General features: G+C 41.3%; 21 protein-coding genes and 3 tRNA genes. 21 read left to right on the top strand and 3 right to left on the bottom strand.

Annotation, left to right across the window (positions count from 1 at the left end; all coding sequences use genetic code 11):
- Positions 1–63: 63 nt before the first annotated feature.
- The 12 genes from NQ488_09975 to NQ488_09920 all read left to right on the top strand — a co-directional run bounded on the left by NQ488_09975 (position 64) and on the right by NQ488_09920 (position 7313).
- The gene (locus NQ488_09975; GenBank protein UWN94903.1) at positions 64–828 is read left to right on the top strand and encodes a GTP pyrophosphokinase family protein; all 765 of its coding nucleotides are present in this window, start codon (positions 64–66) and stop codon (positions 826–828) included.
- Between the two features lie 5 nt (positions 829–833).
- Positions 834–1385, top strand: a complete 552-nt coding sequence (locus tag NQ488_09970) for a phosphatase PAP2 family protein (GenBank protein UWN94902.1) — start codon at positions 834–836, stop codon at positions 1383–1385.
- A gap of 15 nt (positions 1386–1400) precedes the next feature.
- Positions 1401–1874, top strand: coding sequence for an HD domain-containing protein (locus NQ488_09965; GenBank protein ID UWN94901.1), 474 nt, complete (start codon positions 1401–1403; stop codon positions 1872–1874).
- A 106-nt stretch (positions 1875–1980) separates the two neighbouring features.
- Positions 1981–2325, top strand: coding sequence for a HEAT repeat domain-containing protein (locus NQ488_09960; protein UWN94900.1), 345 nt, complete (start codon positions 1981–1983; stop codon positions 2323–2325).
- Between the two features lie 107 nt (positions 2326–2432).
- Positions 2433–2505: transfer RNA gene (locus NQ488_09955), tRNA-Val, on the top strand.
- A gap of 34 nt (positions 2506–2539) precedes the next feature.
- A tRNA-Met gene (locus NQ488_09950) sits at positions 2540–2613 on the top strand.
- A gap of 129 nt (positions 2614–2742) precedes the next feature.
- Positions 2743–3294: a 2-C-methyl-D-erythritol 2,4-cyclodiphosphate synthase gene (ispF, locus tag NQ488_09945; GenBank protein UWN94899.1), complete on the top strand. Its 552-nt coding sequence runs from the start codon at positions 2743–2745 to the stop codon at positions 3292–3294.
- Positions 3295–3418: 124 nt separating this feature from the next.
- Positions 3419–4090: a serine O-acetyltransferase gene (cysE, locus tag NQ488_09940; GenBank protein UWN94898.1), complete on the top strand. Its 672-nt coding sequence runs from the start codon at positions 3419–3421 to the stop codon at positions 4088–4090.
- Between the two features lies 1 nt (position 4091).
- On the top strand, positions 4092–5498 hold the full coding sequence (gene cysS, locus NQ488_09935; protein ID UWN94897.1) for a cysteine--tRNA ligase: 1407 nt from the start codon (positions 4092–4094) through the stop codon (positions 5496–5498).
- Complete coding sequence (locus NQ488_09930; GenBank protein UWN94896.1) at positions 5483–5947, top strand: ribonuclease III; 465 nt, start codon at positions 5483–5485, stop codon at positions 5945–5947. Before cysS ends, NQ488_09930 begins: the two co-directional genes overlap by 16 nt.
- Positions 5937–6677, top strand: a complete 741-nt coding sequence (gene rlmB / locus NQ488_09925) for a 23S rRNA (guanosine(2251)-2'-O)-methyltransferase RlmB (GenBank protein UWN97141.1) — start codon at positions 5937–5939, stop codon at positions 6675–6677. The genes NQ488_09930 and rlmB overlap by 11 nt, the downstream gene beginning before the upstream one ends.
- A 24-nt stretch (positions 6678–6701) precedes the next feature.
- Positions 6702–7313 (top strand): sigma-70 family RNA polymerase sigma factor, encoded by a 612-nt coding sequence (locus NQ488_09920; GenBank protein ID UWN94895.1) that lies wholly within the window; start codon positions 6702–6704, stop codon positions 7311–7313.
- On the opposite strand, the gene NQ488_09915 is transcribed toward NQ488_09920, so the two are convergent.
- Positions 7305–7376, bottom strand: a tRNA-Thr gene (locus NQ488_09915). The genes NQ488_09920 and NQ488_09915 overlap by 9 nt on opposite strands.
- 205 nt (positions 7377–7581) lie before the next feature.
- Here NQ488_09915 and NQ488_09910 point away from each other — a divergent pair.
- The 8 genes from NQ488_09910 to NQ488_09875 all read left to right on the top strand — a co-directional run bounded on the left by NQ488_09910 (position 7582) and on the right by NQ488_09875 (position 16327).
- Complete coding sequence (locus tag NQ488_09910) at positions 7582–9702, top strand: methyl-accepting chemotaxis protein (GenBank protein UWN94894.1); 2121 nt, start codon at positions 7582–7584, stop codon at positions 9700–9702.
- A 14-nt stretch (positions 9703–9716) separates the two neighbouring features.
- A complete protein-coding gene (locus NQ488_09905) occupies positions 9717–10718 on the top strand; it encodes a phosphotransferase (protein UWN94893.1) in 1002 nt (333 codons plus the stop codon).
- A gap of 96 nt (positions 10719–10814) precedes the next feature.
- Entirely contained in the window at positions 10815–11651 is an 837-nt protein-coding gene (locus NQ488_09900) for a sugar phosphate isomerase/epimerase (GenBank protein UWN94892.1), read from the top strand.
- Between the two features lie 54 nt (positions 11652–11705).
- Positions 11706–12230 (top strand): adenine phosphoribosyltransferase, encoded by a 525-nt coding sequence (locus NQ488_09895; GenBank protein ID UWN94891.1) that lies wholly within the window; start codon positions 11706–11708, stop codon positions 12228–12230.
- Positions 12231–12261: 31 nt separating this feature from the next.
- Positions 12262–13596 (top strand): sensor domain-containing diguanylate cyclase, encoded by a 1335-nt coding sequence (locus tag NQ488_09890; protein ID UWN94890.1) that lies wholly within the window; start codon positions 12262–12264, stop codon positions 13594–13596.
- Between the two features lie 191 nt (positions 13597–13787).
- Positions 13788–14927 carry a glycoside hydrolase family 88 protein gene (locus tag NQ488_09885; protein UWN94889.1) on the top strand — a complete coding sequence of 380 codons (1140 nt, stop codon included), beginning with the start codon at positions 13788–13790 and terminating at the stop codon, positions 14925–14927.
- A gap of 62 nt (positions 14928–14989) precedes the next feature.
- A complete protein-coding gene (locus tag NQ488_09880) occupies positions 14990–15325 on the top strand; it encodes a cupin domain-containing protein (GenBank protein ID UWN94888.1) in 336 nt (111 codons plus the stop codon).
- A gap of 36 nt (positions 15326–15361) precedes the next feature.
- Positions 15362–16327 carry an SseB family protein gene (locus NQ488_09875; GenBank protein UWN94887.1) on the top strand — a complete coding sequence of 322 codons (966 nt, stop codon included), beginning with the start codon at positions 15362–15364 and terminating at the stop codon, positions 16325–16327.
- A gap of 111 nt (positions 16328–16438) precedes the next feature.
- Here the strand turns inward: NQ488_09875 and NQ488_09870 are convergent, their stop codons facing one another.
- The gene (locus NQ488_09870) at positions 16439–17545 is read right to left on the bottom strand and encodes an iron-containing alcohol dehydrogenase family protein (protein UWN94886.1); all 1107 of its coding nucleotides are present in this window, start codon (positions 17543–17545) and stop codon (positions 16439–16441) included.
- A 64-nt stretch (positions 17546–17609) separates the two neighbouring features.
- Positions 17610–18632: a DUF5050 domain-containing protein gene (locus tag NQ488_09865; GenBank protein UWN94885.1), complete on the bottom strand. Its 1023-nt coding sequence runs from the start codon at positions 18630–18632 to the stop codon at positions 17610–17612.
- Positions 18633–18777: 145 nt separating this feature from the next.
- On the opposite strand from NQ488_09865, the gene pheA reads away from it, so the two are divergent.
- Entirely contained in the window at positions 18778–19908 is a 1131-nt protein-coding gene (gene pheA, locus NQ488_09860) for a prephenate dehydratase (GenBank protein ID UWN94884.1), read from the top strand.
- Positions 19909–19940 lie beyond the last annotated feature (32 nt).

The raw sequence follows: 19940 nt of genomic DNA, 5'->3' as shown, positions 1-19940 counted from the left end.
CATGTGATTTGTGAAAAAAGTTTGTAAAATGCATTAAAATGCAAATATCTATGGAAAAGTAGTGTGGAATTTGATAAAATATATTCGCAAAAAGAATTTGATTGCGAGGAAAGAAAAGTGGTTGATGATAACGAGCTTATGGCACTCAGTATTAATGTGAATGACCAGCTCCTTGATATTATTAAGAATATACGATCAGATGCGAGTGAATACGGAAGACTTATGGCATACTACAGATGTGCCATAATGGAAGTTGAGACTAAGTTTAACGTGCTTAACGTAGAGCTTTCAAGAGGACGTGAGTCTAATCCTATTGAGACAATCAAGTCAAGGCTCAAGTCACCTGAGAGCATAGTAGAGAAGCTTCAGCGTAAGAATATTCCAATGGACGTTGCATCTATTGAGAAGAATCTGTTTGATATAGCAGGTGTACGTGTAATATGTGCATTTCAGGAAGATATATACATGCTTGCCGACAGCCTTGCCAAGCAGGATGATGTTAAGGTCCTCGAAGTTAAGGATTATATAAAGCATCCTAAGGATAACGGATACAGAAGCCTTCATCTTATAGTTGAGATACCTATATTCCTGCTTAATGAGAAGCGCTTTATGAAAGTTGAGGTGCAGTTAAGAACAATTGCCATGGATTTCTGGGCAAGTCTTGAACATAAGATAAGGTATAAGAAGAATCTGCAGATGTATGATGAGTACAGTGAGATTTCTGACAGACTCAAGCAATGCGCAGACCAGAGTGCTGCCCTTGATAATATGATGGATGAGACACATAAGATGATTATAGGGCTCAAGAAGCGTAATGAGGAAGAATGAATATTATGAATTGGGAGATGAGATTTCTACACTGGCTTAAAGACCGGCACAGCCCACTTGCAGACAGACTTATGCGTACTGTTACGAGAATGGGTGATGCGGGCGGATTCTGGATTGCACTGTCTGCCGGATGTGTCAAGTCTGACAAGTATAGGAAGAGCGGGCTTTCTATGGCAATAGCCCTGTTATTTTCGTTTATTTTCAGTAACACGATAATTAAGAATGCAGTGGACAGGGCAAGACCATTCTGGAAGGATAAGAGCTTTAATGTTAAGATTCGTGAACCGAGGGATTATTCATTCCCTTCAGGGCATACATCGGCATCGATAGGTTCGGCAGTCGCATTATTCCTTAACAGGAAGAAGGAAGGAACTGCGGCGCTGGTGCTTGCAGCACAGATTGCATTTTCAAGACTGTATCTGCTTGTTCATTATCCTACAGATGTAATTGCGGGGATAATTCTGGGTATAGCATACGGATACAGCGGTAACTATATAGCGGAACGTATAATGAAGAGGCTTGATAAGAGAAAGAAGCAGGCCAGGGATTTGTTTTGAAAGGGGATATTTTTAATGAATCGAGAGTATGCAGATGAGATAAGCACTGCCATCGGGGAACTCAAGAAGGACGGAAGGTATAGAGAGCTTAATAACTATATACAGCACGGTACGGTGTCGGTATTCAAGCACTGCCGCAATGTTGCATATGTAAGCCTCCTTATTGCAGACCGGCTTCACATCAGGGTTGATCGTAAGGCACTTGTTAAGGGCGCACTTTTACATGATTATTTCCTGTATGACTGGCACGAGAAGAACAAGAATCACAGACTGCATGGATTCTATCATCCAAGACATGCACTGCGTAATGCAATGCAGGACTATAATATATCAGATAAGGAAGCGGATATTATACTTAAGCATATGTTTCCGCTCACAATAATTCCGCCTAATAACAGGGAAGCGTGGATTGTATGTATGGCAGATAAGATTTGTGCGACATACGAGACGGCAGGTAATTTCAGACTTCACGCTAAGCCTGTAGGCTGACCCGTCATAATTACACATTACACCATGTTAAAATCTTGACAAACGGTGCTATAATATAGTCAAAATAAAAAGAGATGTAATATTACACCTCGGATTGGAGCAGACTATGTTATTTGCAAAGAAGACGCCTGAGGAAAAGATGGAAAAGATGATTAAGAGGAATGACTGGGGAGAACTTTCACAGTATGTATTCGATACCAAGGAGAACAAGCTTGCACTTGCCAAGGCACTTGCCAAGTCGGATTCGCAACAGTCAATTGACCTGCTTTTAAGACTGGCTGATGATAAGGATGAAGATGTTGTTTTTGCAACATGTGAGACACTCAGACAGGTAGGAGATGACCATGATACGGCAGATCTGCTTACTATACTTCAGAAGCTCCCACAGTCAGAGACTAAGCTGCGTGATGAGATTAGCAGAACAGTTGCAGAACTGCACAAGAGAATGTAAAAACTTTTTTAAAAAAACTTTTTTGAAAAAGTTAAAAAAGCGCTTGACAAATGCCCTTATATGGTTATATAATAGCAAAGCAAGTTCGCGATAGGACAGCTGCAGACGGGGTCTTAGCTCAGCTGGGAGAGCATCTGCCTTACAAGCAGAGGGTCACAGGTTCGAGCCCTGTAGGCCCCACTACAACGAATCCTTAAGCAACTTAATTACATATGGCGAGATAGCTCAGTTGGCTAGAGCATACGGTTCATACCCGTAGTGTCGAGGGTTCAAATCCCCCTCTCGCTACTAACGGAAGCATTTGAAGAAGAATCTTCAGATGCTTTTTTTAATCAGAAAAATGGACATCATGCCCTTGACAACAGCCCTGAAAACGTATAGCATAAACTCTATATGGATTGTTTTTGGAGGAAATTTATGCGCGTTGGAATGGGATACGATGTCCATAAGCTCGTTGAAGGACGTAAGCTTATAATGGGCGGAGTTGAGATACCATATGAAAAGGGACTTTTGGGGCATTCAGATGCAGATGTTATTCTGCACGCAATTATGGATGCGCTTCTTGGTGCAGCGGCACTCGGAGATATAGGTAAGCATTTTCCGGATACGGCAGCTGAATATGAGGGAGCATCAAGTATTGAACTCCTTAAGGTTGTCGGAAAGATGCTTGCGGATAAGAACTATATAATAGAGAATATTGACGGAACAATAATTGCACAGAGACCAAAGATGCGCCCTTATATTGACCGGATGAGAGAGAATGTTGCCGGCGCACTCGGCATAGATACCGACAGAGTTAATATTAAGGCAACAACGGAAGAAGGTCTGGGATTTACAGGAAATGGTGAAGGAATAAGCGCACAGGCTGTTGCAAGTATTAATTCTGTAGCTAACTATATGTATGAGAATTCCTATGTAACAGGTTCGGATGGCGGATGTGCAGGATGTCAGGGCTGTACAAGACGATAAGAGAAAGCTATGTAATATGATATGAAATGCACATAAATGAGCATAATGCACATAAATGAGCAATGCACATAAGTGAGCATAATGCATATCATATTAATGCAATAATCAGGAGCGGAATGTAGACATGGGAATGATAACATTTATAAAACAGGAAATGGCAGTAATTAAGGACCGTGATCCTGCCATAAGGACGTCAGCGGAAGTTTTTCTGTATCCGAGCTTTAAAGCAATAATAAAGTATAAGACAGCTCATAAGCTTTATCTTAAGAAGCATTACTTCCTTGCAAGGTGGATATCACAGAGGTGTGCAAGAAAGACCGGAATAGAGATTCATCCGGGTGCACGGATTGGGGAAGGCCTTTTTATCGATCATGGACATGGAGTCGTAATAGGAGAGACAGCCATTCTTGGCAATAATGTTACACTTTATCAGGGAGTGACACTTGGAGGCACGGGTAAGGAAAAAGGCAAGAGACATCCGACGCTCGGTGATAATGTAATGGTAGGAGCAGGTGCCAAGATACTGGGTTCGGTAACAATAGGCAACAATGTTAAGATTGGTGCAGGCTCGGTTGTACTTAAGGATGTTCCTGATAATTCAACTGTTGTCGGAGTGCCGGGAAGAGTTGTAATACAGAATGATGTAAGGGTTAATGACCTTGACCAGATACATCTTCCTGACCCTGTAATGAATGATATAGAGTCACTTAAGGCGGCGAATGTAAGACTTCAGAGAGAGATAAATGAATTGCGCAGAGATGCGCACAAGAATGCGCAGAGTGGAGGAGAAGACTAACATGAAAATATATAACACACTTACGGCGAAAAAGGAAGAATTTGTGCCACTTGAAGAAGGCAAGGTGAAGATGTATGTGTGCGGGCCTACAGTATACAATCTTATCCATATCGGCAATGCACGTCCAATGATAGTTTTTGATACTGTAAGAAGATATCTTGAGTATAAGGGATATGAAGTTAATTATGTATCTAACTTTACTGATGTTGATGATAAGATTATTAAGGCTGCCAATGAAGAAGGTGTTACAGCTGATGTGATATCAACAAGATATATCGCAGAATGTAAGAAGGATATGGCAGGAATGAATGTTAAGCCTGCAACAAAGCATCCCCTTGCAACAGAAGAGATAGACGGAATGATTGAACTTATACAGACCCTTATTGATAAAGGATATGCATACAATGTCAATGGTACTGTATATTACAGAACAAGAAAGTTCAAGGGCTACGGCAAACTTTCCAAGAAGAATATTGATGACCTCGAGGCAGGACACAGGGATATTAAGGTCGCAGGCGGAGAAGAAAAGGAAGATCCGCTTGATTTTGTACTCTGGAAGCCTAAGAAGGAAGGAGAACCTTACTGGGAATCACCATGGAGTGAAGGACGTCCGGGATGGCATACAGAGTGTTCTGTAATGGCCAAGAAGTATCTTGGAGAGAGCATAGATATACATGCAGGCGGAGAGGATCTTATATTTCCTCATCATGAGAATGAGATAGCACAGAGCGAAGCAGCTAATGGTGTGCAATTCTCAAAATACTGGATGCATAATGCATTCCTCAAGATTAATAATGTAAAGATGTCAAAGTCACTTGGCAATTTCTTTACGGTAAGAGATATAGCAGCTAAGTATGATCTTCAGGTACTCAGATTCTTTATGCTTAGTGCCCATTACCGCAATCCGCTTAATTTCAGCGAGGAGCTTATGGAGTCAGCAAAGAACAGTCTTGAGAGAATTACAACTGCAGCCGGCAATCTTAACCATATGATAGACAATGCACAGGACAGGGAAGTCTCAGAAGAAGAAAAGAATATTCTTGCGCAGCTTGATGGCATGATTAAGCAGTTTGAAAATGCAATGGATGATGATTTTAATACAGCTGATGCAATAACGGCAATATTTGATATGGTTAAGCTTGCCAATACGTCGTGCAAGTCATCAGACTCAAAGAAGTTCTTACAGGATGTCCTTGATAAGATAGCCGGAACATGCGGGATACTAGGACTTGAAGTTGTAAGTGAGAAGGAGCTTCTGGATGAAGATATAGACAATCTTATTCAGGAGAGACAGCAGGCAAGAAAAGACAGGAATTTTGCAAGAGCTGATGAGATAAGGCAGCTTCTTCTTGACAAAGGCATTGTGCTTGAGGATACAAGAGAAGGCGTGAGATGGAAGAGAAGCTGATTGTGGAAGATAATAAGGATTTCATTGGAATAATAAGGCAGGTGCTCGATGTAAAGCAGGTTGATGTCATGTCATATTCGCCGCTTACACTTGCGTATATAGGTGATGACGCATATGACCTTGTGATAAGGACATATCTGCTTGGCAAAGGCAACATGCCTGTTAATAAGCTTAACAGAATGGCTGACGGACTGGTAAGGGCCAAAGCACAGTCAGATATGATGGACGTTATAGAGCCTATGCTCGATGAGGAGGAACATGCGGTGTATAAGCGCGGACGCAATGCCAAGTCTTATACAAAGGCAAAGAATGCTACTGTTGCAGATTACAGACGCGCAACCGGTTTTGAAGCACTTATGGGATATCTGTACCTGCAGGGAAGGTATGTGCGAATGGTCGAACTTATCAGGGCAGGTATTATTGAAAGGTTGGATGCAGATGAGATATGAAGAACTTACAATAGAAGGACGTAATGCCGTCACGGAAGCATTGCGTTCGGGAAGACCGGTTGATAAGCTGTTTGTGCTTGACGGATGTCAGGATGGCCCTGTAAGGACAATAATACGTGAAGCTAAGAAGCATGATACAATAATTAATTTTGTATCTAAAGAGCGTCTTGATTCAATGTCTGAGACAGGTAAACATCAGGGTGTTATTGCATATGCCGCAGCTTATGAATATGCTGAGGTGCAGGATATTCTTGATGCAGCCGGGGAAAAAGGCGAACCGCCGTTTATATTTATTCTTGACGGAATAGAAGACCCGCATAATCTTGGGGCTATAATAAGAACAGCTAACCTTGCGGGAGCACATGGTGTGATTATTCCTAAGAGGAGAGCTGTAGGTCTTACTGCTACGGTCGCAAAGACAAGTGCAGGGGCAATCAATTATACTCCCGTAGCCAAGGTTACCAATATAGCACAGACAATTGAGGAACTCAAGAAAGAGGGAATGTGGTTTGTGTGCGCGGCTATGGATGGAGAGGTTATGTATAATCTTGATCTCAAAGGTCCTATAGGCCTTGTAATAGGTGCAGAGGGTGAAGGTGTGAGCCGTCTTGTCCGTGAAAAGTGTGATTTTACGGCCTCAATTCCTATGAAGGGCAATATAGACTCACTCAACGCTTCTGTTGCTGCGGGAGTACTTGCTTATGAGATAGTAAGACAGAGAATGTTATAAATGTTATTTGTACAAGGGGGAATTTTGACTGGTAAGCTTAGTGATGAAGCACTTATACAGATGTACAGGGATGGCAGCAGGGATAGCATAGATGAGCTGTTTGAGCGTTACAAAGGCTGTGTAAGGCGCAAGGCACATGCAATGTATATAGCCGGAGGCGATGAAGAGGACCTGATTCAGGAAGGCATGATAGGTCTGTATAAGGCGGTGCAGGATTATGACGCAGGCAGGGAGGCTTCATTTGCAACATTTGCAAGTATGTGCATAAACAGGAATATGTGCACTGCAGTAGCAAAATCCAACCGCAAGAAGTATCAGCTCCTTAATGAGTCGCTTTCTCTTGATATGCCGGTAGCGGTTGATGAGGAGGCATATGATGAACCGCAGACTCATCTTATAGATGTGGTTGTAGCGTCTTCGGCTCAGGACCCTGAGAATATGTACATTGACAAGGAGCGCGTTGATGTAATATATGAAGCAATAAGGACCTGCCTCAGTGAATATGAGAAACAGGTCCTTGATCTTTATATTGACGGTAATGATTATGTTGCGATTGCACGGCTGCTTAATAAACAGCCCAAATCAGTAGATAATGCGCTTCAGCGCATACGCTCCAAAATAAGAAAAAGCTGCTGAGGGGAGTCGGACCCCCGACCTCTTCATTACCAATGAAGTGCTCTACCACTGAGCTACGGCAGCATGTGATGTATGTGTTATATTCAAACCAACCATTAAAGTATATTACAACAGATAATATATTGTCAATATGTTTTATTGTGCATGTCAGCATGAGTGCAGCCGGATATCATTTGAAAGGTTGTAAGTTCAATGGATTTCTGTTAAAATATAATAGATTGGTGATATGAATGGATTTGGCATCGGTGATGCCGGAACGGAGAGGAAAATGAAAAAGAAAAACAGTAGTAAAGGAACAGGTATCAAAGGAACAGGTATCAGGAGCATCAGGACGCCTATACGAGTAAAACTTGTGGCATATTTCCTGCTTGTTATACTTATATCGATGATTCTTAGTGCTGTACTTGTAGACAATCGTGTAACGGCAATACTTGACGATAACATGAAGCTTACAAGCCGGCAGACGCTTGATGAGGCACTTGACGGATTTCAGACATACCTGAATACGATCAGTATTCCTGTCGATCTGCTTACCCGTAAACAGGAAGTAAAACATCTTGAGGATCAGGGTGATTTTGACACGAATGTCAGTGCAATCCAGGATTCACTTGTTGCGTCACTGAAGGTTACTGAGAATCCGGTAAGAGCGTATTATTCAACAAAATCAGGATATCTGCTTAATGCTTACCTCTGGAATGATCCGGGAACGGGCAAGGTTAAGCAGACTAAGGAAATCAAGACAGGTGTTAACAATACTTCTAAGGACTGGTATACAAAGTGTATCGGAAGCAAGAAGAGAGCTAATATATATGCTACGTTTACAGAGCCTTATACAGATACACAGTCACAGACTGACAGACCTGCAGGCTCTAAGATTATGACTGTATCACAGGAGATTAAGATTAATGATGAAGTGGTCGGTGTAGTCGGCATGGATATTGACTTCAGTACCGTTGAAGAGTATGTGAAGAATATCAGTCTTATGAATACAGGTTATGTTCTCCTCGTAGATGGCAGCGGCAATATAATTGTTGATAATGATGCCAACGATGCAGTTCAGGGCAGTGTTTCAAATCTTAAATGCTGGTCAGAAGCATCAGATGATAATGAGGCTGTAAGCTATGAAGAAAAGATTAATGGTAAGAACTATTATGTAACAGTTCTTCAGGATGAGATTACGGGATGGAAGCTTGTAGGGCTTATACAGAGCCGTGTTGAGAACGCATCAAGCCAGAAAGCACTTCTTAATACAGTTATAATAGCAGCTGTTGTAGGTGCACTCATCGGAACAGCAATTGCAATATTCGTGGCATTCTCAATTGCCAAGGCTATTAAGAAGATTCAGGGTGCTACAGAGAAGATTTCAAAGGGTGACCTTACTGTACATATGGATGTGACACGTAATGATGAACTCGGAGAGCTTCAGGCTAACTTTAATGATATGGTAGAGGCGGTGTCTGCACTGATTCATGAAGTTAATGATAAGTTCACGGTCGTACTTGGAGTAGCAGAGAATATTTCCGGAATTTCAAGCAATACAAAGGAGACAACTAGCCAGGTGTCACTGGCAATACAGAGTGTTGCCCAGGGAGCTACGGAACAGGCTCAGAGTACACAGGATGCCAACAGTGAAGTGGATAAGCTTGCTGCAAGTCTTGAAGAGACTAAGGCTTATGTTGAGAATATCAACCAAGAGTCAGAAGAGGCTGACAAGCTTAGTGCACAGGGCATGGATGTTGTTAAGGAGCTTGTTGAAAAGTCAGACAAGACTGTAGAGAATGCCAAGGCATCAAGCCAGATTATAAATGAGATGCTTCAGAGCATAGAGAAGGTTAACTACATATCTGATGCGATTGCCGATATAACAGAGCAGACGAATCTTCTTTCACTTAATGCTTCCATCGAGGCAGCAAGAGCCGGAGAGGCTGGCAAGGGCTTTGCAGTTGTTGCAGACGAGATTCGTAAGCTTGCAGAACAGTCGAGAACATCAACTGATGAGATTAAGGCTATCATAGCTGAGATTGCAACTAAGTCAGGTGAGGTTAATGATACACTTGAAGAGAGTAATAAGCTTCAGGCAGAGCAGAGTAAGACAATTGATTCGACGCTTCAGCTCTTTAATAAGATTTCGGAATCACTCGGTAAGCTTATTAAAGGACTTTCCAAGATTGGTGAACTCAACGACAACATGGCAGATAACAAGACTACTGTTGTTAACAGCATGGAGAATATAGCTAATGTGTCAGAGCAGTCAGCTGCGGCTGCAGAGGAAGTAACTGCATCGGCAGACCAGGTTAACACAACTATGGAAGATGTTGCAAGTGCTGCAGAGAAGCTTAATAACATTGCAGTGGAACTTAAGGCTTCAATTAACAAATTTACATTATAAGAGGTCACTTTAGAATGGCATTTGAGGATAGAACCGTTACAGACAGAATTGCCGGGAGAGTGCTTCCGTTATACGGGTGGCAGCACACACACATTGCAAAGATGATAATGGTCTCTGAGAATGCATCATATGCAATTATTAACAGAATGACGGGAAGTACGGACGCAGTACTTAGAATAAGCAGGCCGGGGTATCATACCCTGGCTGAGCTTGTTTCTGAGGTAAGATGGATAGATGCACTTGCCGGATACGGACATGGGATAAATCCTGCAAAAGTCCTGCCGTCACTTGATAGAAGCTGCATCCGGAGCATCATTGGTGATGATGGAGTTGAATATTACTGCATTATGTTTGAATATATTAATGGTGTATGTCTTGAAGAATGCATCAATGAAAAGATATTGGAATGCTTTAAAACACTCGGACATATGACAGCGTGGATGCATATACAGTCTGCATCCTGGAAAGATATAGTATCCATTCACAGAATGCATTTTAACTACGAAAATATAATAGGAGAACAAGTTGACTGGGGAAGGTGGCAGGATAGAAAGGATATAGACAGGTGTTCGGCATACGTAATGTCAGAAGCGTCTGATATAATAAAGCTGAGACTGTCGGATTATGGCATAAATAATGCAAATTACGGACTTATCCATGCAGATATGCGGCTTGCCAACATTATTATTGCAAATGACGATAATTCAATGAGAGTAATCGATTTTGATGACTGTGGGTTTGGATGGTTTGTAAGTGATTTTGCGTCATCAGTAAGCTTTATGGAAGAGAGGGCAATCGTGCCGTACCTCAAAGATGCATGGCTTAACGGATATAGCGCGGTGAGGACACTCTCTGACAGGGACATAGGGATGATAGATACATTCGTAATGATGAGAAGGCTCCAGCTTACTGCGTGGATGGCGGGACATCCCGAATCTTCGCCTGTGAAGCTGTATAAAGAGAACTGGATAAAGAATACAAAGACGCTTGCGCACAAATATCTTTCGGGAGAATAAGGGTAAATATATTTATATATTTGCTCTTTTTTTTATGATTGTTTTATATTATAATTAATAGGTAATAGACTAATATTGTACGGAGGTTAATATACGATGAGAATAGGAATTCGTGCGCATGATGTTGCATATGCACCGCTCGCAGAGCTTATACCTAATATACATAACCAGGGCTTTCACTGTATGCATATAGCGCTTAATAAATCAATAAAAGAATTCAACCCGGCACTTGAGACAATGACACCGGGGCTTGCATGTTATATCAGGGAATTATGCCGCAAGAACGATGTTGATGTTGCTGTGCTTGGATGCTACAAGAACCTTTGTAATCCTGACAGCGTACAGCATGCAGCAATTGTTGAGCAGTATAAGACACATATACGCTTTGCAAGTGTGCTTGGATGCGGTGTCGTGGGAACGGAGACAGGTGCGGTTAATACAGAGTATAAGTATGAACCTGCTAACCATTCAGAAGAGGCACTTGAGCTTTTTATACAGAACGTAAGACCGATTGTTGAATATGCGGAGAAGATGGGAGTTATATTTGCTATTGAACCTGTTTACAAGCATATTGTATATAACGTGGAGCGTGCAAGAAAGGTGCTTGATGCAATCAATTCGCCTAACCTGCAGATAATATTTGATCCTGTCAATCTGCTCAGTATTGATAATTATAAGCAGCAGGATGAGATTATAGAGCAGGCATTTGACCTGCTTGGACCTGATATTGCTGTTGTGCATGCCAAGGATTATGTTATAGAGAATGGAGAACTTAAGTCTATAGCAGCAGGTACAGGCGGGATGAACTATCCTCTTCTCCTTAAGAAGATTAAGGAACATAAGCCATATGTACATGTTACGCTTGAGAACACAGTTCCATCTAATGCAGTGGCAACAAGAGAATTTATGGAAAAGTTATATGCAGAGGTTTAATGGCTGCATACAGACTTAAGATACCCGGATATCAGGTAAGAAATGGAGATTGTAATGAAAAAGTTAGAAGAATATGTAAGAAGTATACCGGATTTTCCTGAAAAAGGAATTATATTCCGTGATGTAACAAGTGTTATTCAGGATGCGGACGGACTGCATCTGGCAATAGATGGATTACAGAATATTCTTGATGGTGTTGATTTTGATGTTGTAGTAGGTCCGGAATCAAGAGGATTTATATTCGGAGTTCCTGTTGCATATAATATGCACAAGGCATTTGTTCCGGTGCGTAAGAAGGGAAAGCTTCCGTGTGAGACCGTTTCACAGGAATATGCACTTGAGTATGGTACGGCAACAATAGAGATGCATAAGGATTCAATCAGACCGGGACAGAAGGTAGTAATTATTGATGATCTTATTGCAACAGGCGGAACAACTGAAGCTATCATAAAGCTTGTAGAACAACTTGGTGGAAAGATTGTTAAAATTGCATTCCTTATGGAGCTGGAAGGCCTTAAGGGAAGAGATAAGCTTGCAGGATATTCAATGGATTCCGTAATTAAATATCCGGGCAAATAGAGTACTTTTATATATTGCGGAGATTACGTGTATGGAAAAATTATGTAAGTTTTTTGAAAACCTTGATGAGTTTGTATATGTTGCTGATATAGACACATATGAGATAGTGTATATGAACAGAAAAACACTTGATGAATATGGATACAGCTCATTGGATGAAGTTAAAGGGAAAAAATGTTATGAAGTGTTGCAAAAAAGCGCAACGCCATGCACAATATGCAATAATGCCATGCTTGAAGAAGGCAGATTCAAGGAATGGAGATATTTTAATCCGCTGCTGAACAAGCATCTGCTGCTTAAGGATACAATGATGCAGGATAATGGCAGAAGATACAGAATAGAGCTGGCATTGGATGCTACAACAGAAGAAGTGAAGAACGGAATGATTCGGGAATATCAGAATCTTGAGGAGATTGTGAACGAAGGGCTGAGACTTGCGCTTCGAGCACCTATGCCGGATGATTCGATTAATGTTCTTCTGGAATACATAGGCAAAGAGCTTGATTGTGAGAGAATATATATATTTGAAAAGGATGACAGGGGATACGATAATAATACATACGAGTGGTGTACAAGCGGAGTAGAACCACAGATACAGAACCTGAAGAATCTGTCACCGGATGTCTGTGAGAGCTGGTACCACAATTTCAGCCATGATAAGAATATAATGATAGAGTATCTGGAGGATATTAAGGACAGCAACAGGATGCTTTACAATGTGCTTGCACCGCAGAATATTCATTCGCTGGCGGTAGTACCGCTGTATGACGATGGAAAGATAATCGGCTTCTACGGTGTTGACAATCCACCGGCCAGATCACTTGAGTATTCGACCAATATGCTCAAGATAATGGGGCATTTTATAGTATCTGCACTGAAGCGCCGTGATCTGGTAAAAGAACTTGAGACGATGGGAATGACAGACCAGCTGACCAAGCTTGGCAACAGATTTGCAATGGACAGATATATATCTGAGATAAGACCTGAGAGCAGTATAGGTGCGGTATATTGTGATATAACAGGCCTCAAGAGAGTTAATGACAGTCAGGGACATATTGCCGGAGATAACCTCATAATAAGGGCCTCACAGTGTCTTGCAAGGACATTTGACGGATATGGTGTGTTCAGAATAGGCGGTGACGAGCTTCTTGCATTGTGTCCCGGAATCAGCGAACATGATATGACGGCTCTTGTAGAAAAACTCCGTACTGACATGCCGGATTATAATGTAATTATGGCAGTTGGCGCAATATGGCGCAGCAGCAACAAAGAGAGCATGGACAGGCTGTTGTCAGAGTCTGAAAAACTAATGTATGAAGATAAAGCGAGATATTATGCGAATGCAAATATTGACCGCAGACGTTAAGGAGGAATATGCCGGCAGTAAAGGCATTACATGTATTGGCTGATGGCCGGTATGTGCACATTCGCGGCAGAGATTAATAAATGGCATATGTGTTGCAAAAAAGCATGGTTTAGTATATAATAATTATATCCGGTCTGCAATGAATATATGTGGGATACAGACCAAAATACAATAGAAGGGTGCTAGTTATAATGGACGTGATTGTTAAGTATATTGATGAGCTGCTTGAGAGAAGTACTCCTGAAGCTCCAATGTGGAACATCGAGAAGATTAAGCAGGGGTTGAAGTCAAACTGGAATTATATCGACGGATGCATGATTAAGGCAGTTCTTGAGATGTATTCTATATCTAAGGACAAGAAGTATCTTGATTTTGCAGATGCATTTATTGATTATCGTGTACATGATGATGGAACAATTGAAGGATATGATATTAATGAGAAGAATATAGATAATGTTAATGCAGGCAAGACATTATTTGAACTGTATGATGTTGTAGGTAAGGAGAAGTACCGTAAGGCAATCGACCTCATTTACAATCAGATTTCAATCATGCCAAGAACGAAGAACGGAAGCTTCTGGCATAAGGATATATACCCTGAACAGGTATGGCTTGACGGACTTTACATGGGTATGCCATTCTATATGGAATATGAGACAAGATATAATAATAAGAAGAATTATCCTGATATTTTCCAGCAGTTCAGATTCGTTATAGAGAATATGCGTAACCCTCTTAATGGATTATATTTCCACGCAATAGACACATCTAAGAAGATGTTCTGGTGCGATAAGGTTACAGGACTTTCACAGCTTAGCTGGCTCAGGGCTATCGGATGGTTCTCAATGGCACTTCTTGACACTATTGATAAGTGTGACCAGACAGATGAGAAGTACGCTGATGATATCAAGCTTATGAGAGATGCATTCGTTGATCTCATTGATTCAATGCTTAAGTATCAGGATGAGAGCGGAATGTGGTATCAGATAGTTAACTTTGGCGGAATGGATGGTAACTATCTTGAAACAAGCGGAAGCTCAATTATGGCATATGCAATTCTCAAGGGTGTACGATTCGGATATCTTCCTGATAGCTACAGACAGTATGCTGAAAAAGCTATTGATGGAATCTGTGACAAGTACCTTACAACTAAGGATGGCGAGATGCATCTTGGTGGTATCTGCCTTGTAGGTGGACTTGGCGGCAAGACAAGACGTCATGGTACATATGATTATTACATGTCAGAGCCTGTTGTTGAGGATGATGCTAAGGGAGTTGGACCATTCCTTCTTGCATATACAGAGCTTTTAAGATATAAGAAGATGGATTAATCATTTATCAGAATACTATAGGGCTGTGTATCACAGCCCTTATTTTATAAGGAGGCCTGAATATGAAGCCATATACAACACTTGAAGAAGCATTAGCTTCAAGAAAGCCGGGGAAAAAGGGATATACACTTCTTGATGGGGAGAACGGATGTACCAATGGATGCCGATGCGGCGTATCAGTATATGATAATACGGAATTTCCTCCCGATTATGGCGCACATGAGGATCAGGAAGGGTTTTATGTGCTTGAAGGGGAAGGAACCGCAAGACTTGGAGACCTTGAAATTGATATTAAGCCCGGAGATGCATTTGTTGCACTTGCCGGAGTAAAGCACACCATAAAGTGTAAAATGGCTGACAGACCGGTTAAAGTATTATGGTTCCATTCTGCGGTATAATTGTTGTTAGCGAAATTTGGAGGTAATTGTATTATTATGAATTCACTTAGGGCACAGGATATATTAAAGCATATTACAGGGGATGAAGATTACGGTGTGGCAATGATGCAGAAGCTCCCGCTTGACGAGGCAATTGCTGTTGAAGGTGACCTCCTTAATGCATGCATTAAGGAAGCTGACGAAAAGAAGAATGCAAATGATGCTGCTTTTTTCGGGGATATGCAGGAAGCATTCAGACCTATAATAATCGATAAGATTCGCAATGAATCACACCTCTGGGTAATATACAGTGATGTTAACGGATATCCGTATGATGTTGACGGAGATATGCTTGTTGTATATGATTACAATAAGTCAAAGGAGATTACAGACAGACTTAATGCACAGGGATATCTTGCAGTGCTTTCACTTGCAACACCTGAACAGTTTGCTAATGAAGTAGCTCATATGTATCGTAACGGATATAAGAATGTAAGATTTGTCGGTGGCAATGAGACACCGTTCATTGTATCAAGGGAAGAACTCTACCCGTATGATAAGTTCATGAAGGAAGATTATGTAACTAATCCGGCACTTTCACAGGCTATGATTGCGCTGTTCCAGGAGACAAGAAAGACATCTAAGGTAGAAGAGGGTGCCCCTGAGGAGGCATTTACAAGGATGCTTAAAAAGCGTGAAGAGGAATTCGTGACAGCTCTCAAGAATGCTGAGTTTATGGTGCCATGTGTTAAGACTGAGAATGGAGAAGAGATAGAGATATCATTCCAGTATCTTGATGTTACAGAACAGATAGGAAGCGATAACGGAGAGAAGGTAATAGCAATTCCGGTATTTACAGATGGATTTGAGATGAATAAGTGCTATCCCGGCAAGACAGAAGATATGCTCTGCACATTTGATGAGCTTGTTGCAACTGTCGTTGAACTCGGGGCGTCAGGAATTATAATCAATGCACTTGGAATAAGCCATTATATGAGTGTAAAGACACTTGAGGCATTGTAGAGAGACATTGCAGAATCATAGCCGGCTTATTTATCCGGCATATAATAAAATAGCAGCCCGCACCGGTTAAAATAAGATGCGGACTGCTATTTTGTTATGTTCTGATATGAATTACATGTTCTTTCCGGCTTTATCAGTATCAATCATAGCCTGGATAAACTTCTCTTTGGAAGGTGTTCCCGGAACGTATGTCCATTCAACTACACTTGCAGCCTTGTCAGCAATCTTTGTAAGGTCGTCATGTGTAATCTCAAGCTCGTCAAGTGTTACAGGGAGACCGACACTCTTGTTGAACTTCATAATGCGGTCACGTTCTTCAAGCTGGCCGTCGTATGTAAGAAGACAGAGAACGCCAAAAGCCACAATCTCACCATGAAGGTGCCGCTCACACTGTGGCAGTGTTGAAGCTCCGTAATATACGCAGTGTGCGAGAGAGCTGTTATAGTAATAATTATCTGCCGGGTCAGGCTGATTCTCATGTGTTGCAAAGTTAGAAACAATTCCTGTCGATATTATTATATCAAGAGCTACCTGCTCAAGAGCAAAGTCCGGTTTGTTGTTGCGGCATGCTTCAAGAGCCTTTGCACCATATTCAATAAGCGGAGTTGTGCAGATCTTTGCAATGCACTGTCCCATAAGCGGGGTGTGGTACATGAACTTGTCACGGCCTGCATAAAGCACTTCACATTCTTTGGACAATGCATCACCGATTCCTGCCCACAGGAGCTTCTCAGGTGAGTCTGCAATTATCTTTGTGTTTATGAATGTATGATATGAAGGTCCGTGCATGTAGTAATATTCCTTGAATGAACCGTCAGGATTATACATAACTGTTATTGCCGTGCATGCTGCACAATTAGATGCAAGCGTAGGAAATGTAAAGAACGGCTTGTCAAGCATATCAGCAAGTGTCTTGACTGTATCACATGCGCGTCCGCCTCCTACACCAAAAAGCATATCGGCTCCTGTAACGAGCGGATTGTTCTTAAGCATTTCAACATTCTCATAACTGGAGTCACCACCATACCATATATAATCAAGAATCTCAACATCTGAATCCTTAATTGCTGCTTCAAGCTCAGGCTTAGCCTTGGACATTGCAGTCTTACCACCGATAACAACGGCTCTGGTGCCAAACTTTCTTGTCACGTAAGGAATCTCTTTGTAACAATTCTCCCCGACACTGTAGCTTGGTAAAAATACGCTGTAACCTAACATTAAATCGCTTCCTCTCAATAAAATTACAACAATTGTAGCACTATGCTTTTATGAATACAACACTTTACCGGACATTAATCTGCTCTATAGTTGTAATCTTACCGATAGTCGGAACACGGTAAAGAGTTACGTTATCATTGAAATACTGGAAAAATGTATATTGTGATGTGCATGATATATTGTTGAAATCACCCTGTGCGATAAGTTCTTTCTGGGAACCGTCAACATTCATCCTGTAGATGCCGTGGACATCATCACCCTCAATCATTGCAAATACCTTTGTGCCGTATACATTATAATGTACACATCTGCCGTCAATCAGTTTTTCTTTTATGCGGTTGGCTGTGTTGTAGCGCATAAGTGCGTAGTTGTCGTTCATATCAATATAATATATATACTGGCCTTCCATATCGGCCATATAAGCATTGGCTTCGAGGACGGTTGATATTGAACCTGTGTTGACATCTAGAGAACATAGATTGTGGTTCTCGTCAATGTTGGCAAAGTATAATCTTCCGTTGTAATAACTTGAAGGTTCATAAGTTGTATTGGATACCTTTACATCCTCACTTCCGTCAATCTTGGCTCTGTATAATGTGAATGAAGGACTTTCTTTTGTATTATAATGCTGATAATAAATGTAGTTGCCACATAGGGCAGCTGTGCCTGACTGCTTCTCATACAGGTCTGCCGGATTGGAACCGTCAAGTTCACAACGATATAAACCGAAGAGATATCCGTGAAGAATTGAAGCAACGCGGTCAGAACCTGAATTGTTGCGGACATAATAAATATGATTGCCGTCAACATTAATATAAGCCACACGGTCGTCACTCAGCTTGCGGGCATTGGTACAATCGGAATTCATGCGGTATAAAGCACCGTCATCGTAAGGATTGGAAAAGTATATATATCCGTTATATTCACAGAATAATCCGCCGTTATTAATGTTACCGGCAGTGTTACCGGCAAGATTCGGATCATTATATACGAACCTGTTGATATAAGAATATATGTATACACCGGCTGCAGCAAGTATAACAGCCAGAATTGACAGAACAATTATTTTGGCACGTCGTTCTTTCATGTTAATCCTCCATTCCTGCCCATCTTCTCAGGGCATAACAAGTCTGTGCGCAGATGCGAAGCCTGTTATCATAATTATTGTTATTATAGCACTACATGTGCTATAATGACAATAATTATGATGTTAAGTAACGAGGAGATATAAGATGCTTGATTTGAATGAGATAAGAACAGAGATAGATGACGTAGACAGACAGCTTGCTGCATTATATGAGAAGCGGATTGCTCTTGCAACTAAGGTTGCAGAGTACAAGATAGAGACAGGCAAGAAAGTATTTGATGAAACAAGAGAGAAGCAGAAGCTTGATAAGGTTGCAGAGCTTGTATCCGATGAGAAGAATATACATGGCGTAAGAGAGCTGTTTTCACAGCTTATGTCTACAAGCAGAAAGATGCAGTACAAGCTTATAGAAGAACACGGACTTACATTAAGAGAACCATATGAGACTATGGATGCGATAGATAAGAAGCATTGCACTGTTGTATATCAGGGAGTTCCCGGAGCATACAGCTACATTGCCATGAAGCGTTTCTTTGGGGAAGATGTCAATAACTTTAATGTTGAGACATTTGGTGATGCAATGGAAGCTGTCAAGGATGGAAGTGCTGATTATGCAGTACTTCCTATCGATAATTCGACTACCGGAATGGTTAATCAGGTATATGACCTGCTTGAGGAATATGACAATTACATAATAGGAGAACAGTTTGTTAAGGTTGAGCATTCACTTCTGGGGCTGCCGGCTGCAGCAATAAGTGATATTAAGACGGTATATTCACACCCACAGGGGCTGATGCAGTGCCAGAAGTATCTTGATTCACACAGGGAATGGAATTCGATAAGCCAGCTTAATACGGCAGTGAGTGCGAAGATGGTTGTTGAGCAGAATGACATCTCCAAGGCAGCAATAGCCAGTGAAGAAGCAGCGAGAGTGTATGGTCTTAAAGTGCTTGAGTCAAAGATTAATGACAGTGACAGGAATACTACAAGATTTGTTATTGTATCCAATAAGAGAAGGTTTGTTAAGGGCGCAGGAAAGATGACAATATGCTTTGAGACGAATAACAAACCGGGTGCATTGTATAATCTGCTGAGCCATATCATATATAATGAACTGAACATGACCAAGATAGAGTCAAGACCTATTGAGGGAAGAGAATGGGAGTTCAGATTCTTTGTTGATTTTATGGGTAATATTGATGACACCAATGTTATAAATGCACTTCACGGAATACAGGAGGAAGCTAATAAGCTTAAGTTTCTGGGGAATTATTAATAGACAATACACCGGCGTGGGGAAGGAGCGTG

Origin of the sequence: [Bacteroides] pectinophilus (assembly GCA_025146925.1) — a bacterium.
Lineage (GTDB): Bacteria > Bacillota > Clostridia > Lachnospirales > Lachnospiraceae > Bacteroides_F > Bacteroides_F pectinophilus.
Note: the sequence above shows the minus strand (reverse complement) of the source record. Positions and strands in the feature narration are given on the sequence as shown.